Origin of the sequence: Prosthecobacter sp., assembly GCF_044222565.1 — a bacterium.
In the GTDB taxonomy this organism is placed as follows: Bacteria; Verrucomicrobiota; Verrucomicrobiia; order Verrucomicrobiales; family Verrucomicrobiaceae; genus Prosthecobacter.
Window position 1 is genome coordinate 232,213 of sequence record NZ_JBGANA010000003.1, and the last position, 25,606, is coordinate 257,818.

A 25,606-nucleotide genomic window follows, 5' to 3' on the forward strand; every position below is an offset into this window, starting at 1 on the left:
GCGGTTATGGTGCGCTCTTCACCATCACCCAGCCCACGATGATGAGGATGGGCAGCAGGATGGGAATGGAATAACGGTACATGTAGGCGAGAAAGGAAGGCGCGTTCACTTTCGATTTCTCGGCAATGGCTTTGACCATGAAGTTGGGGCCGTTGCCGATGTAGCTGCCGGCTCCGAAGAACACAGCGCCCAGGGAGATGGCGACGAGGTGCCCTGTGTGCTCCGCGGCAAATCTCAGCACGTCTCCATGAGACTCCACCGAGAGATGCTGCTGGCCCAAGGCTGCGGCGAGAAAGGAAAGATAGGTCGGGGCATTGTCTAGAAAGGCGGAAAGCGCGCCCGTGGTAAAGTAATACTGCAGGGGTGAGCTGATCTCCACCGCCTCTCCGCTCTGCAGAATCTGCAGCGCCGGGATCATGGTAAGGAAGATGCCGATGAAGAGAAATCCCACCTCCTTCACAGGGCCGAAATTGAAATCGTTCGCCTCGTGCACGGCGGGCTTGGTGGTAAAGTAGGAGGCGACCGAGGCCGCGATCATCACCAGGGCAGGAACGGAGAAGACACCGAGCAGCGCCGTTTCCTGAAGGCTCTTCGGCAGAAGCACGGCCGCTATCACCACGCAGAGCCACGCGAGATTCAGCAGGCCGCCGAAATGCCATTCTTCGTTCGCGGTCTCCTTGTCGCGGATGTGTTTGGGGATGCGGTAAAAATTGCGGGCATCGAGGATAAAGAAGGTCGCGAGCAGCAGCGTCAGCGCCAGCAGTCCGGCCGGCCAGCAGTGCTGCAGCACCCAGAAGAAAGGCACGCCGCGCAGGAAACCCAGAAACAGCGGCGGGTCCCCGATGGGTGTGAGGCAGCCCCCGACATTGCTGATGATGAAAATGAAGAAGACGATGTGAAAACCGGTGATGCGAAACCGGTTCATTTTGATCCAGGGGCGGATCAGAAGCATGGACGCCCCGGTGGTGCCGATGAGATTGGCCAGCAGGGCGCCGATCAGGAGGAATAGCGTGTTTACCAGCGGCGTGGCCTCCCCTTTTACACGGATGCTGATGCCTCCTGAGATGATGAAGAGAGAGCCTACCAGAGCCATGAAGCTCACATACTCCTGGGCCGCGTGGTGCAGCGGGTGCCAGTCCTGCTGCACGAAGGCGTAGTAAGCCGCGGTGACCAGTCCCAGAGCCACCGCCACCTTGGGGTAATGCCGCTCCCAGAAGTGAACGGCAATCAGAGGCATCAGGGCGATGCACAGCAGAAGCACGATGAAAGGTGCCAGCATGCCCATGGGGGGCAGGGAGGCATGAGCGGCAGCGGTGGCGAAAAAGAGCATGTTGCAGTCTGGCGAGGAATGAAGATGGGGAAAGGGCCAGGCCCGTTGGCCGCCCCTTCAGTTTAGATCGCATGGATCCACACCGAAGCGCGCATCGATCAGGCGGGCCCCTGTCCTAAAATACGGAGCAGCGCGTCGCGTGCCAGGCTCACTTATTCCGGACGCCGGTCCAGAATGCCCTTGGCCTTTTCGAGTTCGTTGGCCGCCCAGTCTCCCACGCCAGGTTCCTCCGCATCCGTGGAGCCGGTGACGTGAAGGCGGCGGATGTAATGTTTGTCGATAAACGCCACGATTTTTTCGGATACACCCAGAATGCCCCGATGCACATGCAGCACAGGCTTTTTCTGCTTCTTGGCGCCGGTGACTGCCTTCAGTGCGGCGCCGGCAGCCTTGGCAGCCATGGTAAACACCAGGGTGGCCTCCGCATCCCGGACATTGGAACCGACTGAGTCCAGCAAATTCTCAGTTTCGCCCTCTTTGAGCTTGTAACGTGGGTCGAGTGGTTCCGCGGCTCCGAAAAGGCCCTTCGGGCACCAGCCGCCGTGCGGAAATTCGTGTTTGAGCGCCCACTCAAGGGAGGAGCGTTCGACCCCCAGCTGGGAGCCGGTGATGATGATGAGTTTGCAAGGCATGTCCCCCGCAGAAGAAATCAGGACAGCGCCGGCGGCAAGTGCGATCTCGTACTATTCCAGGTGCCGGCCCAGCATGAGGTCGAGATTGCGTTCGACGATTTCGCCCATGGATTTGCAGGACTCAAAGACATGGGTGCTGTGAAACTGGCCGAGTTCGGCGCGGAGCTGCACGACTTTTTCAAACGGCTCGACCGCATTGTTTTTCATGCAGTGCAGCAGGGCGGTGATGCGCTGGTGCTCGGAGAGGTAGCGGCGGGAGATGAGGCTGCGCTCCTCCTCCTGGTACTGCTTCATGGTGGGGAAGTTCAGGCAGGCGGAGCAGAGCTGCACCACGGGGTTGTTTTCCTTGAAGAACTGCGGGAGGTAGAGGCTTTTGCGGCCTTCATAGCTCTGCTGGTCGAAGTCGATGGCACGGACGCGATACTGCACCTCTTCAAAGTCGGGCGTCATGTCCACCACGTAGTTGTAGCTGCGCATGTCCCCGAGCAGGCGGATGAAGCAGCGCTCGCTGAATTTGACGAACTCCTTGGCCAGACGAACGCCGTTGAAATCCGGGCGCTGAAGGTAGTCCCGAATGAAGGCGTCTCCCGGAATGCCCGCGATGTGCTCCTCCACCAGCGTGCCGCCGCGGTGCATGAGGTAGTTGATGCGATTGGGGGACAGCAGGTGCTCCAGCTCCAGGCCGTACACGCGGGAGGCGTCCGCGGTTTTCACATAGAAGTGGTCGTAGTTGTCATTGTACTGGTTCACCACACGCACGCGGAAGGGGCGGGAGTTGCCAAATTCGCAGTAGTCCACCCGCTCCACAAAGAGATGCGGCACCGCGTGGAAATCTCCGGTGCGCAGCTGCGAGTAGATGCTGGTCAGCTTCGGGTAGATCTCCTGCTGCAGTTCGCGCGGGTAGAGCACGCTGCTCCAGTGCGTGGCGTTGCCTTCTTTGTCAAAGAGGGGGTAGCTCTCGGAAAAGTTGCGCAGTTCCTGGTAGGTCGTCGGCAGGGAGTAGCAGCGACCGAACTGATCCAGGTACGAAATCAGCTCATCGGTGACCGGGATGAAATTTTTGCGCCTGGTGATCTCGTTCATGCCGGAGGTGTGTCGCACTTTGCGTTCCAAGTATCAAGCAGGGAAGCCGCGGCTCGTGCAGCTCGGCCTCCCCAGCCATCTACTGCGCTGCATCGGCCGGAGGCAGGAAGCCCGTGCGCACGAAGTGCCCCAGGTAGCGCTGCATGCGGTCGTGATCGACAGGCTGGCACCGGATGCCGGAGCCGTTCAGGTCCCGCAGCGCATTCCCGCAGAACTCGGCGGACTGCTCCTGAACGAAGTGCAAAAGCACATGGCGTGGGATGAACATCTGATAGGCCGCCACGGGGTTTTGCTGCAAGCTGAGGCCACCACCAGAGAGCATGGTCTCCCATTCCTGCTCCGGCACCACACGAATGGGGTAGCCGCAGCCGCGAGCCAGCTCCAGCACGTCGCGGAAGCTGGGCGCGGCGGGGTTGATCAGGTGATAGTTGCGACCGCATTCGGTGAGATCCAGCGAGAGGCGCACCATGGCGGCCGACACAAAATCCACCGGGGTGAGAAGGCTGCTGTAATCAGCGTCAGGCCCCACACCGGCGGCGATGCAGGTCTTGAGGAAGAGCCAGATGACATTGTCAGCGGGGCTGATGCCGGTGCGGTCATCGCCCACGAGGAGGCCGGGGCGGTAAACATTCACCGGCAGGCCGTGGGCGCGGGCCTGAATGAAAAGTTGTTCTGCAACCCAGCGGCTCTGGCTGTAGCCCAGCACGAGCTTTTCATGCGCGGAGAGCGGAGCATCCTCGTGCAGCGGGCTTTCGGCGGTGGCAGAGCTGGCAGCCAGCACCGTCGCGCTGGAGAGGTAGTGCACGGGCTTGAGCCGCGTCTGGGCGGCCAGACGAATGATCTCCACGGAGCCGTTCACATTGACATCCCGCAGCTGTGCGTAGGAGGCGATGTGGTTGATATGGGCGGCAGTATGGAAGATGACATCCACCGTGGATGCAAGCAGGTCAAAGGCGGCGGGTTCGAGTCCGAGCAAAGGCTGGGAAAGGTCCCCCAACACAGGCAGGATGCGATGGCGGAAGGCATCATCCCAGCAGCCGCATTGCGTCAGATGCATTTCGATCTGACGAGTGCCGGCGGCGGCGTCCTCGGCCCTGACAAGGCAGTGAACGGCAGCGCGCGTCTGCTGCAGAAGGTCGCGCAGAAGGAAGGCTCCGTAGAATTCGGTGCCGCCGGTTAGAAAGATGATCTGCGGTTCCTGAATTTGTTCAGCGGGCACCGGATCCGCGGCAAACGGAATGTTCCAGAGGCCGAGGTGCGCATCGTGAACAAAACCATCTTCTTCAGCAGGCGGCGCCGAAACTTCCTGCGTGGGGGCAGGAGCCTGAGATTCAGCTTTGCCGCCCGTCAGATTGCTCAGCAGGATCTCAGAAAGCTTCTGCACGGTGGGAGCGCCGCCCATCAGCTGGCCTGTGGGAATGGCGATGCCTGTGAGGCTTTCGATCTGGTGAATGAGCTCCACTGCCATGAGCGAATCGATGCCGATTTCATTGAGAGGGCGTTTGGAGTCGATTTTGCCGGGAGAGGTGCGGAGGATTTTGGCCACCTGTTCGCGCAGGAAGGTGTCCAGGATGCCCAGCTGCTCCGCCGGCGCAGCCTTGAGCACGGAATCACGCAGCCAGTTGGAATCGTCGGACGGGTGCTGCCTGAGGGCGTCCTCGGTGGTCAGCAGGGCATAGCGCGGCGTGGCGATGATGGCCGGAGTGACGGCGGCCCATTTGGCCCAGTCAATCCGAGAGACCATCATCTGACTGATGTACGGCTGCTGCATGAGCCTGCCCAGGATGGGGAGACTCTCGGCAGGCGTCAGGCCTGACCAGCCAATGCGTGCGAAGTGTTCTTCCAGCTTCTTGTGGCGCGCCACATAGCCGACGCCGGACATGACGCCCCAGTTGACGGTCAGGGCCGGCAGACCCATGGCGTGTCGATGGCTGGACAGCGCATCGAGGAATGCATTGGCCGCGGCGTAGTTTGCCTGACCCGGACTGCCGATAATGGAGGCCACGGATGAGAACATGACGAAGTGATCCAGCGGGAGGCCGCGCGTCTGCTGGTGCAGGTTCCACGCGCCATTGATCTTCGGCGTGGTGACTTTTTGGAAGCGCTCGGCATTCAGCTGGGAAATCAGGCCGTCATCAAGCACCATCGCCACATGGAAGACGCCTCGCAGAGGGGGATGTGCCTGCTCGATCTCCTGAAGAAGCGCGGTCACGCTGGCGGGATCGCTCACATCCGACTGGATGACAGTGATGGAAGCACCGGCGGCCTGCATGGCGGCCACGCCCGCACGTGCCTCGTCTGTGGAGGCGCCGCTGCGGCTGGAGAGCACCAGATGGCGGGCACCCTGTGCCACGAGCCATTGGGACATCGCCAGGCCAAAACCGCCCAGGCCGCCTGCGACGAGATAGGTGGCATCTGGTTTCAGATGCAGTGGCGCATCCGCCGTCTCCGCACTCAAGCTCACGCGAGCGTCTGCCATGGTCAGCACCACTTTGCCGATCTGACGTGCCTGCGTGATGTAGCGGAAGGCCTGCGCAGCGTCCGCGATGGGGAAAGTGCGATAGGGCAGGGCGGGAAGCTTGCGGGAGGCAAACAGCTTTTTCAGGCTGCCCATGATGGCCTTCGAATTGCGCGGGTCCAGAGCGTGGCCGAGATCGATGGCGTGGTAGGAGAGATTTTTGCGGAACGGGAAGAGCCCCACCTTGGTGTTGCCGTAAATGTCACGCTTGCCGATCTCCAGGAAGCGGCCGTACTGCCGCAGCAGCGAGAGGCTTTGATGAATGGCCTCTCCCGCAAGGGAGTTCAGCACCAGATCCACGCCTTCGTTTTGCGTGATGCGCATGATCTCTCCTGCAAAGGCCAGCGTACGTGAGTCGAGCACGTGCTCCACGCCGATCTGTTTCAGAAACGCGCGCTTCTCCGCACTGCCCGCAGTGGCAAAAATCTCCGCGCCCGCGGCTTTGGCAATGCGGACCGCTGCCTGGCCGACGCCACCGGTGGCGGCGTGGATGAGCACGCGCTCTCCTTTGGCCATGCGGCCCTGATGGGAAAGCGCGTAGGAGGCCGTCAGATAGGTGACCATCATGGTCGCGGCCTCTTCCATGGTCAGGTGGGCCGGCTTTGCCAGCACCGCGTATTCAACCGTGGTGACGTGAGTGCCGAAGCATCCTGCGGCCAGCGCCATGACTTCATCTCCCGGTTTGAACTGCGTCACACCCGCTCCCACGCGGACGATGCGGCCCGCACATTCATCGCCCAGCAGCATGGCATCGGCGGCTTCGGCGGGATAGATGCCGAGAGCCTTCATCACATCGCGGAAATTCAAAGCGGCCGCGCAGATTTCGATCTCCACTTCATTCGGACCGGGAGCACGGCGCGGCTTGGCACGGAACACCAGCTGATCCAGCGAGCCGGGCTTGGCGGATTCGAGCCGGAAACATTGCTCGGAGGTGAGTGCGGCTGGAGAGCTTTGAGCAGGCTGATCCAGCGAACGGTGCACGAGGCGGTGCGCATATCGGGCTTCACCACGCCAGGCGATTTCGGATTCTCCATCGGCATGCAGCAGCTCCTTGAGGAGGAGGGTGCTGTCTTCAGCGCTGCCGGAGGCATCAAGATCAATGCTGCGGCAGTGCATGTCCGGCTGCTCGCTCACGATGACGCGGGCCATGCCGTTCAGGGGCGACTGCACGAGATGGAGAGCGGATGAACTTCTGCCGGCAGCTTGGGCGCCTCGTGTAATAAACCAAAGGCCGGGCAAGGTGCTGCGGCCTGCGGCTGCCAGCGCCTGCACCAGATAAAGCGGGCTGTGGCACACGAGTGCCTGAGAACGCGCGAGCTCAGCCGTGGTGAGATCTTCACCCGCAGGGACATCGAGACTCCACATGTGAACGATGCCACGCAGGGGCGTTTCTACAGGCAGTCCGGAGATGAGGCGGGTGTAATCTTCCGCGGCAGAGGCACAGAGCTGCACTTCATCGGCAGAGACGTTCTTGAAGTTGTCCGATTCAGTGACGAGGAGGCAGGTGTCTCCGCGCTCGCGCAAGGATTTCGCGAGTGATTGCGCCTGCCCGTTGCGATCGGCAAACATCAGCCACAGGCCGGGTTCGGCTTGAGGCTCGTCCGTGACGAGCGGCTGCGTCAGCTCGGGGCCATGGGCGAGCAACACGACCTGCGCCGTCTGGCTGTGGTTGCCGGCATCGGTCACGGCTTCGATCTCATGGAAACCTGCGGCGGAGAGCAGTTGAACCCAGTCTGAAGCTGGCAGCAGCGGATGATGCGCGCGCAGGGCGGAGTCTTGGAAGCTCCACCAGCGTGAGTCTGTGCCCAGCACCAGGTCATGCCAGGGGCTGGCACGTTCGCATTCCAGTGCCACCAAGAATCCACCGGATGCCAGCAACTGCTGCACATGGCGGAGCGACTTCTGCACGTCCTGTGTCAGGGACAGGGCGTTGGACACCAGGATCAGGTCGAAGCGCTCGTCGGCAAAGCCTTGCTCCGCGGGCGGCAGATCCAAATCAAGCACGCGGTATTGAATTGAATCATAATCGCCGAATTTCTTTCCTGCCTGATCGAACCAACGATCTGAAACATCCGTGAAACAGTATTCCACACCTGAACGAGGCAGACGGGGCAGCACGCTGGCGGTCACCCCGCCGGAGCCCGCGCCAATTTCCAAGACGCGAACGGTGCGGCCTTCCGGAAGCCCGGCCAGTGCGGCGGCCACAGCCTCTCCCACCGTCTGATTATACGCACGCGTGAAGACAGAGCATGCCTGATACTGCTCCAGCATGTTGGCGGACAGCAGCGCCGAGGCCTCAGCTTTGCCGCGCAGATAATCTGCAAGTCCCGTGGTGCAGCGCTCCAGAAGAATGAGTTCCGGATGGAAGCTGGGGAAGTGAAACACGAGGTCCTGCCACAGCTTGTCTCGCTTCGTCGCAGCAGGTTTCGCGGTGACTTTCCAGGTGGGCTCGGCAGAGGAAGCTTGAGGCTGAAGCCAGCTGTCTGCCTCCAGCAGCGTGAAAAGGCGATGCAGATAGCGCGCATGAGCCACCGGCACTTTGAAGCGCTTCATGAAAGCTTCCACCGTGATGATCTCATCCACTTTGGGACGCCAGCCCAGGTCCTTGAACCCGGCAAGAATGGAGCTGCGGCAGAGCTGATGGAAGCGTGCCTCCCATTCCTCATAACGCGCATTCATTCCGAGAGCTGCGCTAAAGTGAGCGGCATTCTGCCGGAGCTGTGCGGCCAGTGTGGTATTTTCTGGCAGCCAGCCTGCGGGAGAGCGTGAGCTGACGACGGTGGAGAGCGGCTTCAGGTGCCACTCGGACTGATACAGCCAGTCTGCCTGCGCACCCGAGCCGGGGGCGCTGCTCATGGCGGTGTGTTTGCAGAGGAAGTCGGTAATCTCCAGCAGCACGTTTCCTGCGTCATCAAGAATGAACAGGTCGATGACGATGATCTTCTTCGCGAGCGCCTGCGTCCTGCGGACGTAGGCCCACACCTTGTCGCCGGGCTTGGAGTAGCAGCGAACGCGCTCCATTCGCGCGGGCAGGTAGAGACCGTCCGCCGGGATCGCGATGGTGGGGTGAATGCATGCATCCAGCAGTGCGGGATGAACCACATAGCGATCAAGTTCAGCCGCCACGGCGGCGGGAAGCTCGATGCGTCCGAGTGCTTCATCATGCCCGGCCCAGACGTGGGTCAGGCCTTGAAACTGCGGTCCGTAGTGCAGCTCCGCCGCAGCGGCAGCCTGATAGAATGAAGGCCCATCCCGCTCCGAAAGGCAGCGCAGTTTGATTGCCGCCAGATCAAAAGGAGCGGGCTGCGTGCGCTCCGGCTCCGTGCGCATGCGGCCGGTGACGTGCTGGGTCCATGTTGGCGGGTCCAGAACGGGAGTGCTCTGAATGACAAAGGTGTTTTCCTCAGGGCTGCAGGCGATCTGAATGGAGGTGACGTCATCGCCCGCCGGGAGAATGCAGCCGCGAAGGATGTCCAGCTCTTCGATGACCACGGGCTTGTCCGGATGAAGTTCCCGACCGGCGGACAGAGCCATCTCCACATAGCCAGCACCGGGGAAGATGAGATGCTGCCCCACGCGGTGGTCCTTCAGCCAGGTCATGACGCTTTTGTTCAGCGGCGTCTCCCAGGTGGGGTGGACGGTTTGCAGCAAGATGCTGGTAAGAGGATTGAGCTGCGGGTTTTTGCGCAATCGTGCCGAAAAGGCAGGCTCATGCCAGTAGCGATCCTTCTGCCAGGGATATTCTGGAAGACGCACGACGTGGCCGCCCTGCGGATAGAGCGAAGCCCAGTTCACATCGTGACCGTTGACGTGCAGAGCACCCAGCGTTCCGAGCATGGTGGTACGTTCCGGTTTTTGACGCCGCAGGGACGGGAGGACCATTCCAACCGCCTCCGCCTGCGCCAGACTCTCGGTCATCGAGGTGGAAAGAACGGGGTGGGGGCTGATCTCCAAGAACTGCGTGAGGCCTGCGGCAATCAGCGCATCGATCGCAGGAGCAAACAACACACTTTGCCTCACATTGCGCCACCAATACTCAGAATGGTAGTCGGTGCCTTCGGCGATTTTGCCGGTGACGGTGGAGTAGATTTTGACGGTGGAGGGCTGCGGAGAGAGGCCGGCGAGGGATGTGGCGAGGTCGTCGCGCACGGGGTCCATGTGGGCGCTGTGGAAGGCGTATTTTACTGGAACGTAGCGGACAAAAAGCGCACGCTGCTGCAAGGAGTGGAAAATTTCATCCACGGCAGCGCCATCGCCGGAGATGGAAACCATGCGGGGGCCGTTGACGGCGGCGAGGGAGACTTGTGTACCATATCTGGCAATGACCTCCTCCGCCTCGGCCTGAGTGAGGGCGGCGGCGATCATCTTGCCGCGGAGAGGAGTCTGCTCCATGCAGCGGCCGCGGTGGTGGATGACGCGGACGGCTTCCGGGAGGGTGAGGGCACCGCTGACATGGGCGGCGGCGACTTCGCCCATGCTGTGGCCGACCACGGCGAAGGGGCGGACGCCCCAGGACTGCCAGAGCGCGGCGAGAGCGACCTGCAGGGCGAACAGGGCAGTCTGGGCGATGTGGGTTTCGTCCAGGCGGGTTTCTGTCTCATCGCGCCTCAGTTCATCGAGGAGGGAGATGCCGCCGAGTTTGAGCAGCTCATCGTGGCAGGTCTGAATGGTCTGGCGGAAGACGGGCTCCTGTTCGAGGAGTTCGCGGCCCATGGCCCACCATTGGGGGCCCTGTCCGCTGAAAACGAAGACGAGACGGGCATTTTTGAGGGGCTGGCCGACATTGAGGCCGGGGGCGGACTCATTGCTGAGGTAAGCGGCCAGAGAGGCGAGCATTTCGTCGCGGCTGCGGCCGACGGCGGCGAGACGAAACTCGTGATGGGTGCGGCGGCGGCTGGCGGCGGCGCAGATGGCCTTGAGGGAGATCGATTCGTCCGCCGTTTCGAGGTAGGAGTAGAAGGAACGGACGACGGCCTGAAGGGCGGCATCAGTGCCGCGGGCGGAGAGGGGGAGGATGAGTTCCGGAGTGTCGGGGGAGGGGGCTTCCGAGATGGGGAGGGGGAGATCCGGGGCGGCTTCGAGCACGGCGTGGGCATTGGTGCCGCCGAAACCGAAGGAGTTGATGCAGGCGAGGAGGCGGTGATCCGCGTCCTTTTTCAAGGGGGTGGCGACGACGGGGATCTTGAGGCGCAGGCGCTCGAAGTTGAGGGAGGGATTGGGGTTTTTGAAATGGAGGTTGGGCGGGATGAGGCCGTGCTTGAGGCAGAGGGCGACTTTGATGAGGCCGGCGATGCCCGATCCGGCTTCCAGGTGGCCGATGTTGGTCTTGATGGAGCCGACGAGGCAGTCATCGCCGGGCTGGCGGCCGACGCCGAGAATGGTGCCGAGGGCGCTGCCCTCGATGAGATCGCCAATGGTGGTGCCGGTGCCGTGGGCTTCGGCATACTGGATTTCATGCGGGGACACCCCTGCGAGGCGGCAGGCGGTGGCGATGATCTCCTGCTGGGAGCCGCGGCTGGGCACGGTCATGCCGGAGGTGCGGCCGTCCTGATTGACGGCGGTGCTGCGGATGACGGCATAGACGGAGTCTCCATCCGCCAGCGCGGCGGAGAGGGGCTTCAGGCAGACGGCACCCACGCCTTCGCCACGCACAAAGCCGTTGGCACTGGCGTCAAACGCCTTGCAGCGGCCGTCCGGGGAGAGCATGCTCATGCTGGAGAATGCGAGGAAGGGATAGGCGGAGATGATGCAGTTCACCCCGGCGGCAATGGCGGTGTGGCATTCTTTGTTCCAAAGGGCCTGGCAGGCCATGTGGACGGCCACGAGGGAAGAAGAGCAGGCGGTGTCAACGGCGACGCTGGGGCCCTGGAAATTCAGGGCGTAGGAAATGCGGTTGGCGGCGATGCTGGCGGCGACGCCGGTGGCTGAGTAGGGATGAGCCTGGCCACGGCCGACATCGATCTGCTGGATGTCGCTGTAGTCGTGGGTTGAAATTCCCACAAACACGCCGGTGTCCTGGCCTTTGACGATATCGACCTGCTGGCCGGCATCCACAAGAGCCTCCCAGGTGGCTTCGAGCAGGAGGCGCTGCTGGGGATCGACAAAGGCGGCCTCGCGCTGGGTGAGTCCGAAGAAGGCCGGGTCAAAGGTGTCGATTTCGTCGATGAGACCGGCCCACTTGGAGTAGGTCTTGCCGGGCTTGCCGGGTTCGGGATCGTAGTAGTAGCGGTGATCCCAGCGGTCCTGCGGCACCTCACGGACGCCGTCCACCCCGTTCAGCAGCATTTTCCAGAGGGACTCAGGGTTTTTGGCTCCTCCAGGAAGGCGGCATCCGATGCCAACAATGGCAATGGGGTCGAGGGGGGTGGGTTCAGGCATGTAGTTGGAACGGACTTGCTTTCAGTGCATGGAGAAGGTTGTCAAGAAAGCGGCTGTGGAAGAGCGTGTTTCCTGGCCATGAACTTTGTACGAACGGGAGACGGCCGGGGAGATGATAAGACCTTTCTTTATTTGGCGGCGTTGCATCTTTTTTGCACACAGGCATTCATTGAATGCCCGGGATACAAGAACTGCCGTTCATACCGGGCTGTTTTCTGATTAAAAGGGGCTGGAGTGGACGGCTTGCGGCCAAGATCTTGCGCAACTCGGGAGTTTAGCTTTGCCGCATTTGTCGCGGCAGAACGCAATCCACATCAAGACTTCCAAGTGGAAATGAATGACAGGTCGGGACAGATGCGATGACTCCTTTGCCGTTCTCCAATCCTGCAGCAACATCTGTTGACGCCTTCCGCCTGATCCGGCCCGTTGTCGTCGCCTTGGGAATTTGGGCGCTCTTTGCGGGGGGAGTGGTTCGTGCCAGCACTGCCGCCAGGCCCAATGTTCTTTTCATTGCGGTGGACGACCTCAATGACTGGGTCGGCTGTCTCGGTGGACATGCGCAGACGCGCACTCCGAACATTGACCGGCTGGCGAAGAGCGGTGTGCTTTTCACGAACGCGCATTGCTCCGCGCCGTCCTGCAATCCGTCGCGCACGGCGGTCTTCAGCGGCGTGCCGCCGTGGCGTTCCGGGCTGTACAACAACGGCCAAAAACTGCGTGATGTGCTGCCGCAGGCAGAGCTGCTGCCGCGGCATTTTTCGAACAACGGCTACTGGTCCGCGGGCTCCGGCAAGCTGCTGCACTACATCATCGACCCGAAATCGTGGGATGAATACTTTCCGGAGAAGGCCAAGGACAATCCGTTCCCGCGCACGTTTGATCCGCCGAAGCGGCCCATCAGCCTGCCTGTGGGCGGGCCGTGGCAGTACGTCGAAACGGACTGGGGCGAGCTGGACATAAGCGACCAGGAGTTCGGCGGGGACCATCTTGTTGCAAAATGGATCGGGGAGCAGCTTGCGCGTACGCACGAGAAACCGTTCTTCCTCGGGTGTGGCATCTACAAGCCGCATGAGCCGTGGTTTCTGCCGAAGGCCTATTTTGAACCGTTTCCGCTGGAGAGCATTCAGCCGGGACCTGGCTGGAAAGAGGATGACCTCGATGACGTGCCACCCGCAGGCCAGCAGCTGGCGCGCAACCGGTATTTTCCGCACATTCAGAAGGAAGGCCAGTGGAAGAAAGGCATCCAGGCGTATCTCGCGGCGATCCATTATTCCGATGCCATGGTGGGGCGCGTGCTGGATGCGCTGGAGAAGAGTCCCGCGCGTGACAACACCATCGTCGTGCTGTGGAGCGACCACGGCTGGCATCTGGGCGAAAAGGAGCACTGGCAGAAATACACCGGCTGGCGTCTCTGCACGCGCGTGCCGCTCATCATCCGTGTGCCGAAGGGCGCACCCGGCCTGCCCGGGGGCACGAGCCGCGGCAGCGTGTGCGATCGTGCGGTGAGTCTTACGGATTTGTTCCCGACTCTCACGAATTTGTGCGGGCTGCCTGCCTCTCGAAACGAAGGGGGCAGCGAGCGCAGCCTCGTGCCGCTGCTGCGCGATCCGGATGCCACGTGGCCTCACGCCGCCGTCACCCAGATGCAAAGTCCCGGTGCTTATTCGGTGAGCCGCGATCACTGGCGCTACATCCACTATGCAAACGGCGAAGAGGAACTGTACGACATCGCGGCCGATCCCCATGAATGGACGAACCTGCTGCACGGCGAAGCGACGCCCGAGCACCGAAGCCGTGCAGCCGAACTTCGCGCGCTCGCGCCGGCCCATCCTGCGCCCGTTCCGGAAGTGCCGCTGGCGTCGATGACCTCGCTCACCTGGCATCCCGCAAGCGAAGGCCCGACACCGCCATCGAAGCCTGATGGGAATCCTTTCGATGTCACCTTCATCAATGCAGACGAGCAGAACGTGGAGCTGTTCTGGATGAGCCCGGAAGGGGAGTCGCGATCCTATGGACAGATCGAGCCCACGAAGACCCGGCGTCAGCAGACGCGGCCCGGCGCCGTGTGGGAAATCCGTTCAGCGGTTGGCATGCGCCTCGGCCATTTTGTTATCGGTGATCGTGCAGCGAAAGCGGTGATCCCGAAAGGGGAAGCGGCAAGGGTTCGCAACGTGCGAAGGTGATGGGATGGGAGAGCCGCTTGTTGTTGTGTTCAGGCGCTGCGGCCGTAGTCGGCTGTGCTTGGGGTCGAGGGCGTTTCAATGTCCTCAGCCCCCTCCTCCAAACCGACCGGCTGCAAGGCCCGGGCGGCGGAGCGGCCCCATTGGCTGCGTTAGTCGCTTGCCTGTTATTCTTCAATAGCAGGCGGCGCTCCCGCCTTGCCACTGGGGCCGCTGCGCTCGCCGGTTCAATATGACAATCTTTTCGAGAACTGGTCTAGTTTCCTGCTCAATCGTGATGGAACCAGGGGGACCAGACAAACCAGAGCATGTAGGAGAGGGCTAGGGTGAGGAGGGCATTGATGCGTCCGGAATGGGGCTGGCGAAGGTAGGTGGCGATGGAGAATACCAGAGCGCCTGCGTGAAGGAGCATGAGGAGGAAGAACCACCAGGGGCTGGCAAAGAGGGCTGCATGGAGCCCGAGAGCCAACAGGGTGCATGCCATGGCGACGCCAGCGGCGATGCGTCTGCCGCAACGGGCGACGAGGGTTTGCTTGCCGACGGCGGTGTCTGCTTCGAGGTCGGGAAATCCGGCGAGGATGATGGCGGGCAGGATGGCCAGGAACGCCGGGGCTGCGAGGAGCCAGGGGCGAGAGGAGTCGAGCGCGCCGCCCTGAGAGATGTGTCCGAGAAGAATGACGAGGATGCTGTGGGTCAGGGCGACATCGATTTCTCCGCAGGTGCGGTAGGCGAGTTTGAGCGGGGGTGCGGTGTAGCCGACTGCCAGCAGAAGTCCGGCCAGCATGACGATGAGCGCATCGCGGGAATGAACCGTGGGGACGAGGGTGAGCAGCAGCAGGAAAATGGCTCCGATACCGGCTGTGGCGGCTGTCCTTGCGTGCTGAAGCTGCTGGGTGGTGAGGATCTTCTGCACGAGGACACGGGAGCCGCCGGTGAAGGGGCCGCTGTTTTGATTGAGGGTGTCTGTGGGAAGGTCGTTGATCTCGTTGGTAAGCACGGCCACGGCTTCCAGCAGCCAAGCGGCAGCCCAGCAGAGGAGGTAGGGCGCCCAATGCCATGGGGCGCTTCTTTCTGCGGATGCGGTGATGGCTCCGGCGGTGAGGGCGAGCCAGGGGAAGAAGTAGAACTGAGGGCGCAGGGCCTGCAGCCAGACACGCAGGCGAGCGCGCCATCCGGTGCGCAGGATGGAATCGAGCTGAGAGCCGGTCTGTGCTGCCTGAGCGAGCCAGTGCTGCCGCTGTGCGGGTGTGGAGGTGCGGATGGGGGAGAACAGCAGGGTGCGGACGGTGCTGATACCGCAGAAGCGCAGGGTGGCATCGCGCAAAGCGCGGATGCTGCAGGAGTGGAGGATGGCGGAGAAGATCCAGCGCGGGGTGTCCATGGTGGCGATGAGGGTGGCCGAGCGGCCACCGAGCAGGCCCTCCCAACCGCCATCCTCACGCTCTTCAAACGCGAATCCGGGGAGCAGGACGCGATCGAGCCAGCCTTTGAGGAGTGCGGGCATGGTGCCCCACCAGATGGGATAGACGAAGATGAGGTGCTCCGCCCAGAGGAGCTCCTGCCGGGTGTGAACCAAGGAGGACTCGAGGGGCTGGCCTTTGTAGCTGAGGTCAAAGGTCAACTCACGCAGGGCGAGCCAGCGGACTTCATGTGATGCGGAGGAAGCTCCATTGGCCACGGCTGCGACGACGCCGCTGCAAAAGCTGTCCGCGCGCGGGTGGGCGTCGATGACGAGAACGTGGTATCGGCGTGCCTTGGGTGCTGTGGTTTGTGCCGCTTTCATCGATGCAGGATTCCGTGCGCTGGCTTTGTGCAGGGAATGCCTGTTAATCGTTTGCTGCGGGCTGGGTGCGTGTCTGGCTTGTTGGGTGGGGAGCGTTGGAGGGGAAAAGGTGGGCGAGGGGGGGAGTGCATTGGGTGCAGGGGGCCATGGGTGTGCGGCACTTGGTCGCGCATGGCGGGCCGAGGGTTTTCTCCAGGCGCGCACTTCGACGTTTCTGACGCTCTTCAGGATGCTCGTGCTTGCGGCCTGCCAGGGGCATGCGCGGGCTTGGAGGTGTTTGCGACCTTCTGCGGACTGAAGTCCGCGCTCCGCAGACGGCAGGCGGTGCGGTCGGATGTGGCACGCTGCCTCTGAAGAAGTCGGGAATGGACGCTCCGTCCTGCCTTTCGATGCTCAAAGGACGGCGCACCTTTTTGAACGCCTGCGATGCGAAAGACCCGAAATTTCGGCCCCGACGCAGCGGTGCCCTACCAGCCCTGGGCGTGCGCTGCGATGGTGGGTAGGGATGTGCTGTGCGCGCCTACGAACGAAGAGGCTGACGCCGGGGCGGCGCGAGTGGAAAAGTTGAACTTCTGAACTGGAAATGAAGCGCCGTGATCGAGGACGAGTGAGAGGAGCGAGAGGCTGAACGAAGGGAGGAGGAGTAAGAGGAATAGGAGGAGAAGGATTGGCTAGAGGATGTTGATGGCGGCACCTCCGTCGACCACCATGCCCTGGCCGGTGATGTAGGCGCCGGCTTCGCTGGCGAGCATGAGGGCGGGGCCGGCGAGTTCGCGGGGGGCGGCCCAGCGCTTGAGGGCGGTGCGATCGGCGAAGTATTTTTTCTCTTCGTCGTTGAGGAGCTTGCCGGGCATGTCGGTGAGGAAGGGGCCGGGGCAGAGGCAGTTGACGGTGATGCCGTAGGGGCCGAGGTCGAGGGCGCGGGCTGAAGCCCGGACTACGTACACAGAGGCTGATGCAGGAGTGGATGCAACTTATAGCGTGGGGCTTTGTACTTGGCGCGGCGTGCCTTGACCGAGGACGAGTTCGAGTAGGAGGACGAGGACGAGGACGAGGCCGGAAGAGGGAATGCGCTAAGGGCTTTGGCGAGGGCGAGTTACCCCAGACCCCGAATCCAGAACAGGGAGGAAGAGGCGGATTCGAGGGCGCGCTTACAGCGAGGTCAGTGAAGAAAAGCGCTCGTTCCATTCGATGCCAAGCCCAGGCGCTTCGGACACGATGTAATCACCTGCTGCGCGGATGATGGGTGACTTGAGGAATGTGTTCGCGGTGTCCAGGACGTGGGGATTGAACTCGCAGAGTTGGCAGTTTTGTGAGGCAGCGGCCAAATGCAGGGCAGCGGCGATTTGAGGTCCCATGGCAATGCTGAGGTGAGGAACGATTTCGCCGGCGAAGGCTTTCGCGATCTGCATCGAACCCGTGATGCCACAACGGCCTAGGTCGGGCTGCAATACTTGGGCGATGCCGAAGAAGGGGCGAAGCTCACGGACGGTGCGATAGCTTTCGCCAAGCGCGATGGGAGTGCGGACCGCGGCAGCGAGAGCGGCGTGTGCTTCGATCTCTTCGGGATAGAGGGGGCATTCAAGCCAGCGCGCGTTGCGTGTGTCGAGTTCGCGGGCCATATCGATGGCCTGCCCGGGAGGCAGATGCCAGAGGGCATCGACAGCGAAGCGCATGGCGCCCGGCAGCCCATCCGCGATGGCGAGCAGAGCGCTCCAGTCATTCTCATAGTAGAGCTTCACGAGACCGATGCCTTCGTCGGCATAACGCGCAGCGAAATCGGCACGCTCCTGCGTTGTGCTGCCGGAGGTGCCGCTGAGGTAGGCGGGGATGCGTGTCTTTGGATTGTCGCAGAGCAGCGCGGAGACGGGTTTGTCAGCCATCTTGCCCGCGAGATCCCATAGCGCGATGTCCACGCCACTCATGGCATCGAGCATGAAGCCGCCGTTTTGACCGCGCACGCGCATGGTGGCATACATGCGATCCCACAGTGCACCGATGCGCTCTAGAGTGCCGTCGAAGTCCTCGTGCTCCAACGCCGGCCGCAACAAATGCTCGACGATGCTGCACGCGACCTCAGGCGCGAGCGGTGCCTGCGCCTCGCCCCAGCCGACGAGACCGCTGTCCAGTTCGATGCGCACCAGCGCGGTCTCGAAGTTCACCGAGTAGAGGACGGGGTACGCGGTGGACCAGCGGTAGCCGCCTGCGCCGGCGAGCGAAGTCGGTGAGCCGGCGGTGCCACGCGAACTGGCAATGTCGCGCGGGAGCCGGACAGGGATGGCGTGGATGGATTTGATGCGCATGGGGCTTTTCACGGTGAGGTTTCGACGATCTCCCATTCGCACAAGTCCAACGCGACTGACCGACTGGGTTTTTTTGGGTCATAGATCACGCTCAGTTTTCTTCCGTTCGGGAAGACGTTGTAGAGGCTCTCGTCTGTCATCTCTTCTCCGCGGTACCTTTGGCCGAGGGCACGGTATTCATACTCGACCACATACTGAGGACTGCCTTTAGGCCCACGGTCGATCCTGCGCGCCACGACTTTGCCGGTGCCTGCTTCGCCCGTTTTGACCAGCCTTTTGCGTCGCCAAGGCATGATGTACAGCATATTAACAAACGGAGACAGGAGCGCGTTCCAAAACCCAGCGAAGATGATGGCTAGCCAGGTGTTGGGAGGGAGACTCTTGCCTGGTTGAAGGATGTCCGAAATGTACTCAGGGGCCAGGCCAAGATACAAGACCTGGACAGGTGCCCTCTCTGCCAACCCGTCATAGAAGTCCCTGTCGATCTGAGTTTCCCCTCGATGAATCGAGTTGTCTGTGCGGAACGAGTAGTCAACATGGTAGATGCACCGCCCCTTGCTGCCTTTGCTGACAGTTCTCGACTCCACCGTGCCCAGAGTCGCTGTCCCAATCAAGACGAGGAGCAACTTGCTCAGCACCACCAGAGCCATGCCGATGCCACCAATGACATGAGGCAGGATAAAAAGTCGCCCGCAACCCGCCATGATGCGGCCGCTTTTCGAGCGAGGGCGGAGCTGGCGAGGAGGGGGGGCGAGTGGCATTGAGGAAGTTAGCGGGGTCAAGGGTTCCTCATGCCATCACCGGCTGGCGGACGAATTTGCGGGTGATGAGATACGAAACGGGATGCAACAGGCCCATGATGATGAAGATGGCCCCGTAACCGAACCAGTGCACCACGTGACCGGTCATCCAGGTGAAGAGCGTGCCGCCGAGGCCGGTGCCAAAGGCGAGCAGGCCGGAAGTGGCGCCGATGAGGTGCTTCGGGAAGAGATCGTTGGTGAGGGTGTTCTGATTCGTCTTCCAGGCCATGTGCGCGAAGGTCACGACGCAGATCAGCGCGATGGTCATGGTCCGGGATGGCGCGTGATGGATCGCCAACGAGACCGGCATGATGAGGGCACAGGGCATCATGACGCTGAGACGGGAGGACAGCACGGGTTTGCCACCTGCGATGAAACGACCGCTCATCCAGCCACCGAAGAGAGCACCGAGATCGGCCGCGAGGTAAGGAATCCAGGCCAGCATGCCCATCTCGATCATGGTGAAGCCACGCTGTTCCACGAGATATTTTGGCAGCCAGAAGAGATAAAACCACCACACCGGGTCCGAGAGGAAACGCGAGGCCATGAGCCCCCACATCTGCGGATAGCGCGCGAGCTGCCGCCACGAGACATCGCCTGCTTCAGCCGACTGCGTGGGCTCTGCAAGCACGATGGCGCGCTCGGCCTCGGTGATGCGCGGATGCTTGTCCGGCGCATGATACAGCAGCCACCACAGCGCAACCCATACGAGCCCGAGAGATCCCGTGATGACGAAGGCGGGCTGCCAGCCAAAGCGGGCATTGATCCACGTGATGACTGGCGGCGTGATGATGGCACCGATGGCGGCGCCGCCTTGAATGAGGCCATGCACGAGGGCGCGCTCCTTTGCTGGATACCACTCGCTCACCACGCGGAAGGCGGCCATGAAATTGCCCGACTCACCCATCCCGAGCAGGAAGCGCAGCGCACCGAGCGACCACACGCCCATCGCGAACGCGTGGGACATGTTTGCCAGCGACCACCAGATGATGAAGACGGTCAGCGCGATCCTTGCACCCCAGCGATCCACGAGAAAGCCAGAGCCGACATACATCACCGTGTAAGCGGCGAGGAAGGCGGTGAGGATGTTTGAGTATTCCACATCCGTGATGCCCAGCTCCTTCGTGAGCACCGGCGCGAGTACGGACAAGGTCTGCCGGTCGATGTAATTGATGACCGTGGAGAAGAACAGCAGCGCGGCGATCCACCAGCGCAGATGGGGGATGCGCGTGGTCATGCGTTCGCGGGGAACTCAGAGAGCAGATCCGCGAGCATCGTATCCACATCACGCTGCGTAAAGGCATCCATCTCCGGCAAGGCCGCGCGCACATGCAGCGCCTCCGCGATGCCACGCTTCGCCAGCACATGCTTCGTCAGGCGCATGCGGAAAATTGCCTGCGATACCAGCAGTGGCAGACTCAGCCGATACAAGTGGCGTGCCTTCGCGTGATCGCCCGCCGCATGGGCTTTCCACAGCGCCACATGCAGATCGGTCAATTCTACTGCAGGCATGGCACCACACGCACCGCGATCGAGTTCGTCGATGATGTAACGCGCTCCACCGCCGCCAAACACGCCCTTCAGATGAACGATGCCGGCCTCGCGAATGGTGGTGATCGCCGGTCCCGAGGGCAGTGTCTCTTCTTTGACATAGGTGATCGCCGGGATCTGCGCCGCGATCTCGATGATCGCCTGCGCGCTCAAGCCCGCGCCGGTGGGAACCGGTGCGTTTTGCAAAATGATCTCTGCACCGGCCAGCCCCTGGGCGACCTCATCAAAGAACGCGCGATGTGCTGCAACGTCTGCTCCCAAACCCTGTGGTGCCATGATCATGAGGTGTCGAATGCCATGCTTCATGGCGATGCTCCCCGCAGCAATCACGTCCGCTGCTGACGCTGCGCTGGCACCCCCGACGAGCGGCACGCTGCCATCCACTTCCTCCGCCACCAGTTCCATCAACTGCTCGCGCTCTGGCAAAGTGAGATGGCTGTATTCACTCGCCACGCCCGGAAAGACAATACCCTGGGCTCCGGCATCGAGCGCAAATCGAATCACGCGACGCTGGGCCTCGAGATCGATCTGATTGTCGGTGGTGAAGAGAGAGGGGATGACGGGGAAGATTCCGGAGAGCATGCGAGGGAGTTTGCGGTGAGATGCGGGGCGTGTGCTCTCCCACGTATCCTTAGCGCAGCGCCCGGTGCAAGGCCGACATGGTCTGCGGAAGTCAGGGACGGCCGCTGTGCCCCTTCGATTCCTGGAGGCGATCGTCAGCGCAGCGTACGTGCTGCCAAAGGAGCGCCGCTATGAAAGCGCAGTGTGATGACGTGACGTTTGTGAGGACGTATTTAAACGATCTGCTGAGCATTGTGGGTGCTGCTTTGAAGACGCCACTGATCGACGGGGACGGGAGAGAAAGGGAGGACGTGATTTATTCTCTTCTTCGATCTGCGAGGTAAGGAAGGCAGGCTGGGGAAGAGCCGTAGTCGGAGCGGGCTACGATCCGGAACTACGTGCGAAGAACCGGAGCCGGACCTGCTAAAGCCGGTACTACAAAACGAAGAGGCTGGCGCAGGGGCGGAAGTGGGTGGTGGCTTGAGGGGCGTCACTTGGAACGCTGCGCTTTGATCGAGGACGAGTTCGAGTAGGAGGACGAGGACGATGCGGCGAGGGCGCTTGCTCCAGATAATGAGAGCAGAACAGGGAGGGAGAGGAGGATTATTAGAGGACGTTCACGGCAGCGCCGCCGTCGACGACGAGGCCCTGGCCGGTGATGTAGGAGCCGGCTTCGCTGGCGAGGAGGAGGGCGGGGCCGGCGAGTTCGCGGGGGGCGGCCCAGCGTTTGAGGGCGGTGCGGTCGGCGAAGTATTGCTTTTCCTGGTCGTTGAGGAGCTTGCCGGGCATGTCGGTGAGGAAGGGGCCGGGGCAGAGGCAGTTGACGGTGATGCCGTAGGGGCCGAGGTCGAGGGCGCTGGCGCGCGCGAGGCCGATGAGGGCGGCTTTGCAGGCGCAGTAAACATTGCGCTTGAGGCGGCCGCCGACGCCGAGGACGCTGGAGATGTGGATGATGCGGCCCCACTGGCGGGACTTCATGCCGGGAACGACGGCGCGGGTGAGGGACATGACGGCGGTGAGATCCACTTCGACGTTGCGATCCCAGACTTCGTCGGTGATTTCGTCGATGGCCTGGGGATTGTTGATGCCGGCGTTGTTGACGAGGATGTCGATCTTGCCGAGGCGCTGTTCGGCTTCGACGGCGAGGGCTTTGACAGCGGCGCGGTCGGCCATGTCCGCGACCATCCAATGGACCTTGACGCTGAGGCCGGCACCGATTTCGGCGGCAGCGGCGGTGAGCTCTTCGGCATTGCGGCTGGAGATGAAGACGTCCGCGCCTGCTTCAGCGAAGCCGCGGGCCATGGCTTTACCAAGGCCTTTGCTGCCGCCGGTGACTAGTGCTGATTTGCCGGAGAGATTGAAGAGTGGGGAGGACATGGGGGAGCGAATGTGAATTATGAATTATGAATGATGAAGAGGGGCTTCGGAGGACGCGGTGGGGCGGGGCGGCGGCAGGGAGGTTGGCAATCAAAAATCGATGGCTCGGTGATCGTCAATCTTTTTGCCGGGCATGGATATCATGGGGGGCGTGAGTCTCGATTGAGGGACAACCGATTTTTGATTTTAGAGGGGCCGAATGGCAGCCTACTTTACGATTTTACCGCCGAGGGAGAGGATGCGGGCTTTGCCTTTGGCGTCTTCGGCTTCGGCGATCTGCTTGTTGGTGACGTACATCTGGGAAAGGGCGGTCCAGGCGAGAAGGTCGTTGGGCTGGAGGGTGGTGGCCATGAGGCCGGCTCCGATGGCTTCTTTGACTTCCCCATTGCGCAGGAGTGCCATGCCGAGGGCGTGCCAGCTCTCAAAGTGGTCTGGCTGGAGGGCGACGCAACGGCGGTAGAGGGCGATGGCCTCGGGCAGTTCTCCAAGGGCGACGTGGCCGCTGGCTTCGTCGTAGAGGTCCTCGACGGTGGACGGCGTTGCGGTGTCGCTCATGCGAGGAGTTGAGGGGATGTGAGGGTGGGGAACGACCGATACCCCGCAAAAAACGAGAAAACCGCAGAGAGCGCCTTTTGGATCGGAACTCCGCGGTTTTCCATGTTTTGTGGGATGGCGTTATTCTACGCTTTCTTATCAGCTGAACTTGGCCATGACGACGCGTGCGGATTCCTGCTGCTTTTTGAACCAGGCCTGGAAGAGGACCTTGCGCTCGCGGGTGGAGAGGAAGTCCACCTGGTTCTTGCGGACTTCGACGGAGTCGGGGCGTTTGCGGAGTTCCTTGGCGCTGACGTAAACGAGGACGATGGCTTTGCCCTTGTCGATATCGACCGCGTGCGAGATCTCGCCGACGCCGGTCTTTGCGCCTTCGTTGGCGATGTCGAAGCCGTTGGGGACATCCTGGGGAGGATTGGCGATTTCGATGTCCGGGAGGACTTCGAGGGTGAGCTTGTTTTCCTTGGCGAGATCTTCGATTTTTTTGCCGGCTTTCAGGCCTGCGCTGAGTGCGGTGCGGGCGTCATTGACGGCCTTGGTGCGGGCTTCGACGGCTTTCTGGTCGAGGAGGGATTCTTTGACCTTGTCGGTGACTTCGGCCTGGGTCTGCTGCTTGGGCTCCTCGATTTTGGAAACTTCGAAGACGTAGTAGCCGGCGCCGCCTTCAATGGCCTCGCTCGCGTTGGCGGCATCTTTGGAGCGGGAGAAGATGAGGTCGATGAGGCTGCTTTCGGATTTAAGGGCCTCGGGGGGGGCGTCCTGAGTGAAGAGGGGGGTGGTCTCGACTTTTTCCTTGGTCTGGGCGGCGGCTTCGGCAAAGGTTTTGGGCTTGTCCTGGGCTTTGATGAGGGCATTGAAGGCATTGACGCGCTCGACGACTGCGTTCTGGGCCTTGGTGCGTTCTTCAAGGGGCTTCTTGTCGAGATCCTTGGGGTTCTCGAAGAAGATGTAATTCACGGCGCGCTTCTCGGCGGTCATGTAGCGCTCCTTGTTTTCTTCGTAGTACTTTTTGATTTCTTCGTCGGTGACGGTGGCGGCCTTTTTGAAGGTCTCGGTGAGGAAGGTGATCTTGGAGCCTTTGAAGGTCTGGTAGCTGCTGGCGTACTGCTTTTCAGCGGAGAGAGGGGAGGCGGTGTAGTTTTTGGTGATGATGTCCCGCAGCTTCTGAAGACCGATGGTGTCCTTCATGATGGCGAGGAGGTCATCGCCCTCGAAGCCCATGGAGGCGGCACGCTCTTCGAGCATCTGGGCGCGGGCGACGTCGAACTTGCCGTTGTTTTGCAGGCCGGGGAGTTTTTCGAGGGCGGCACGGGCTTCGGCATCGCTGGTGCGAATGCCATACTGCTCCATGAGGTGGCGAGCGACAAAGAGATTGGTGAGGGTCTCGGGGCCGCCATTGGGAGAGAGGTCCGTGAGCATATCGGTGAGCTCAAAGGACTGCATGACGAAGGCAGACAGCTGAAGGGAACGCTCAAGGCGCTGGACATCGCCGATGGAGTACTCCTTGCCGAAAACGGTGACGGCGGTGTCGGTGATCTTGGCGCGCTTCTCGTAATTCTTGGTGGTCTGCGAAACCCCATAGTAGAACATCGAGATGATGATGGCGGCGGTCAGGGTGATGAGAAAGGCACCGCGGTGGCGGCGGAAGAATTCGAGCATGGGAGTCTGGGCGGTTGAAGGGCGCGCAATAAGGCGCACGGCACCCCGGGGGCAACCGGAAAGTGAGGGGCCAACCTTCGCACTTCGTGCCACGGAGGATCCTCTTCTCACAGAAGCCAGATGCCGGATTCCAGAGGCTGGATGGCAGAAGGGAGGGAAACATTCATCCTCATTCCTTGACAATGGAGGGACCCGGCACACTTCATGCGCTCCCTTTTTCCCTGTCGATCGTCTGCCCTCATGCCCCAAGCCCCTACGAAACGCTACTGGACCGTCCGCTCCTCCTCCATCCACAACCGCGGCATATTTGCGCGGTGCGACATTCCCAACGATGTGCCGATCATCGAGTATGTGGGGGAAAAGATCACGAAGGCGGAGTCCACACGGCGGGGTGACGCGCTGATGAACAACTCGAAGAAGACCGGCGGTGCGGCGGTGTATGTGTTTACGCTGAACCAGAAGTATGACATCGACGGTGCGAAGGGGCGGAACCCGGCGCGCTACATCAACCACTCCTGTGCGCCCAACTGCGAGGCCTACATCATTCGGGGGCGCATCTGGATTTATTCACTGCGTGAAATCAAGGCGGGGGAGGAACTGACCTACAACTACGGATTTGATGTGGACACGTGGGACGACCACCCGTGCCGGTGCGGCGCAGAGCGCTGCGTGGGATACATCGTGGAGGAGAAGCAGTGGCCCAAGCTGCTGCGCAAGCTGGAGAAACTGGAGAAGGACGTGAAGAGCGGAAAGCTGAAGCTCAATGGTAACGGCGAGGACAAGACGGTGACGCCGGTGAAGAAGAAGACGGTGACGAAGAAGAAAAAGAAATAGGGGGCGCGTCGCTTGCCTGTTATTTTCAAATAGCAGGCGGCGCTCCCGCCTTGCCACTGGGGCCG

Annotated in this window: 15 protein-coding genes; 2 read left to right on the forward strand and 13 right to left on the reverse strand. The window is 61.7% G+C overall.

Annotation, left to right across the window (positions count from 1 at the left end; all coding sequences use genetic code 11):
- Positions 1 to 4: 4 nt before the first annotated feature.
- The 4 genes from ACILSR_RS05490 to ACILSR_RS05505 all read right to left on the reverse strand — a co-directional run bounded on the left by ACILSR_RS05490 (position 5) and on the right by ACILSR_RS05505 (position 11,941).
- Entirely contained in the window at positions 5 to 1,330 is a 1,326-nt protein-coding gene (locus tag ACILSR_RS05490; protein ID WP_395748725.1) for a sodium:proton antiporter, read from the reverse strand.
- A gap of 152 nt (positions 1,331 to 1,482) precedes the next feature.
- Positions 1,483 to 1,962 carry a YpsA SLOG family protein gene (locus tag ACILSR_RS05495; RefSeq protein ID WP_395748726.1) on the reverse strand — a complete coding sequence of 160 codons (480 nt, stop codon included), beginning with the start codon at positions 1,960 to 1,962 and terminating at the stop codon, positions 1,483 to 1,485.
- 51 nt (positions 1,963 to 2,013) lie between these two features.
- Entirely contained in the window at positions 2,014 to 3,045 is a 1,032-nt protein-coding gene (locus ACILSR_RS05500; RefSeq protein ID WP_395748727.1) for a hypothetical protein, read from the reverse strand.
- A gap of 79 nt (positions 3,046 to 3,124) precedes the next feature.
- The gene (locus tag ACILSR_RS05505) at positions 3,125 to 11,941 is read right to left on the reverse strand and encodes a thioester reductase domain-containing protein (RefSeq protein ID WP_395748728.1); all 8,817 of its coding nucleotides are present in this window, start codon (positions 11,939 to 11,941) and stop codon (positions 3,125 to 3,127) included.
- Positions 11,942 to 12,300: 359 nt separating this feature from the next.
- Here ACILSR_RS05505 and ACILSR_RS05510 point away from each other — a divergent pair, with 359 nt between their 5' ends.
- Entirely contained in the window at positions 12,301 to 14,124 is a 1,824-nt protein-coding gene (locus ACILSR_RS05510) for a sulfatase-like hydrolase/transferase (protein WP_395748729.1), read from the forward strand.
- Between the two features lie 265 nt (positions 14,125 to 14,389).
- Here ACILSR_RS05510 and ACILSR_RS05515 read toward each other — a convergent pair whose 3' ends face one another.
- The 9 genes from ACILSR_RS05515 to ACILSR_RS05555 form a co-directional block, all read right to left on the reverse strand.
- A complete protein-coding gene (locus ACILSR_RS05515; RefSeq protein ID WP_395748730.1) occupies positions 14,390 to 15,904 on the reverse strand; it encodes an NAD(P)H-dependent oxidoreductase in 1,515 nt (504 codons plus the stop codon).
- A gap of 671 nt (positions 15,905 to 16,575) precedes the next feature.
- Positions 16,576 to 16,851 carry an SDR family NAD(P)-dependent oxidoreductase gene (locus tag ACILSR_RS05520; protein ID WP_395748731.1) on the reverse strand — a complete coding sequence of 92 codons (276 nt, stop codon included), beginning with the start codon at positions 16,849 to 16,851 and terminating at the stop codon, positions 16,576 to 16,578.
- Between the two features lie 204 nt (positions 16,852 to 17,055).
- Entirely contained in the window at positions 17,056 to 18,207 is a 1,152-nt protein-coding gene (locus tag ACILSR_RS05525; RefSeq protein WP_395748732.1) for a mandelate racemase/muconate lactonizing enzyme family protein, read from the reverse strand.
- Between the two features lie 8 nt (positions 18,208 to 18,215).
- Entirely contained in the window at positions 18,216 to 18,968 is a 753-nt protein-coding gene (locus ACILSR_RS05530) for a DUF3592 domain-containing protein (protein WP_395748733.1), read from the reverse strand.
- Positions 18,969 to 18,996: 28 nt separating this feature from the next.
- Positions 18,997 to 20,244, reverse strand: a complete 1,248-nt coding sequence (locus ACILSR_RS05535; RefSeq protein ID WP_395748734.1) for an MFS transporter — start codon at positions 20,242 to 20,244, stop codon at positions 18,997 to 18,999.
- Positions 20,241 to 21,140: a dihydrodipicolinate synthase family protein gene (locus ACILSR_RS05540; protein WP_395748735.1), complete on the reverse strand. Its 900-nt coding sequence runs from the start codon at positions 21,138 to 21,140 to the stop codon at positions 20,241 to 20,243. The genes ACILSR_RS05535 and ACILSR_RS05540 overlap by 4 nt, the downstream gene beginning before the upstream one ends.
- Positions 21,141 to 21,725: 585 nt before the next feature.
- Entirely contained in the window at positions 21,726 to 22,496 is a 771-nt protein-coding gene (locus ACILSR_RS05545) for an SDR family NAD(P)-dependent oxidoreductase (protein WP_395748736.1), read from the reverse strand.
- Positions 22,497 to 22,703: 207 nt separating this feature from the next.
- Positions 22,704 to 23,051, reverse strand: a complete 348-nt coding sequence (locus ACILSR_RS05550) for a tetratricopeptide repeat protein (protein ID WP_395748737.1) — start codon at positions 23,049 to 23,051, stop codon at positions 22,704 to 22,706.
- Between the two features lie 138 nt (positions 23,052 to 23,189).
- On the reverse strand, positions 23,190 to 24,707 hold the full coding sequence (locus tag ACILSR_RS05555; RefSeq protein ID WP_395748738.1) for a peptidyl-prolyl cis-trans isomerase: 1,518 nt from the start codon (positions 24,705 to 24,707) through the stop codon (positions 23,190 to 23,192).
- Between the two features lie 240 nt (positions 24,708 to 24,947).
- Here ACILSR_RS05555 and ACILSR_RS05560 point away from each other — a divergent pair, with 240 nt between their 5' ends.
- The gene (locus ACILSR_RS05560) at positions 24,948 to 25,541 is read left to right on the forward strand and encodes an SET domain-containing protein (protein WP_395748739.1); all 594 of its coding nucleotides are present in this window, start codon (positions 24,948 to 24,950) and stop codon (positions 25,539 to 25,541) included.
- The last annotated feature ends 65 nt before the right edge of the window (positions 25,542 to 25,606 follow it).

Coding starts and splice junctions, on each gene's coding strand:
- ACILSR_RS05495 (WP_395748726.1), bottom strand. CDS start 1,962: ATGCCTTGCAAACTCATCATCATCACCGGCTCCCAGCTGGGGGTCGAA.
- ACILSR_RS05540 (WP_395748735.1), bottom strand. CDS start 21,140: ATGCTCTCCGGAATCTTCCCCGTCATCCCCTCTCTCTTCACCACCGAC.
- ACILSR_RS05550 (WP_395748737.1), bottom strand. CDS start 23,051: ATGAGCGACACCGCAACGCCGTCCACCGTCGAGGACCTCTACGACGAA.
- ACILSR_RS05490 (WP_395748725.1), bottom strand. CDS start 1,330: ATGCTCTTTTTCGCCACCGCTGCCGCTCATGCCTCCCTGCCCCCCATG.
- ACILSR_RS05555 (WP_395748738.1), bottom strand. CDS start 24,707: ATGCTCGAATTCTTCCGCCGCCACCGCGGTGCCTTTCTCATCACCCTG.
- ACILSR_RS05510 (WP_395748729.1), top strand. CDS start 12,301: ATGACTCCTTTGCCGTTCTCCAATCCTGCAGCAACATCTGTTGACGCC.
- ACILSR_RS05525 (WP_395748732.1), bottom strand. CDS start 18,207: ATGCGCATCAAATCCATCCACGCCATCCCTGTCCGGCTCCCGCGCGAC.
- ACILSR_RS05505 (WP_395748728.1), bottom strand. CDS start 11,941: ATGCCTGAACCCACCCCCCTCGACCCCATTGCCATTGTTGGCATCGGA.
- ACILSR_RS05530 (WP_395748733.1), bottom strand. CDS start 18,968: ATGCCACTCGCCCCCCCTCCTCGCCAGCTCCGCCCTCGCTCGAAAAGC.
- ACILSR_RS05545 (WP_395748736.1), bottom strand. CDS start 22,496: ATGTCCTCCCCACTCTTCAATCTCTCCGGCAAATCAGCACTAGTCACC.
- ACILSR_RS05560 (WP_395748739.1), top strand. CDS start 24,948: ATGCCCCAAGCCCCTACGAAACGCTACTGGACCGTCCGCTCCTCCTCC.
- ACILSR_RS05535 (WP_395748734.1), bottom strand. CDS start 20,244: ATGACCACGCGCATCCCCCATCTGCGCTGGTGGATCGCCGCGCTGCTG.
- ACILSR_RS05500 (WP_395748727.1), bottom strand. CDS start 3,045: ATGAACGAGATCACCAGGCGCAAAAATTTCATCCCGGTCACCGATGAG.
- ACILSR_RS05515 (WP_395748730.1), bottom strand. CDS start 15,904: ATGAAAGCGGCACAAACCACAGCACCCAAGGCACGCCGATACCACGTT.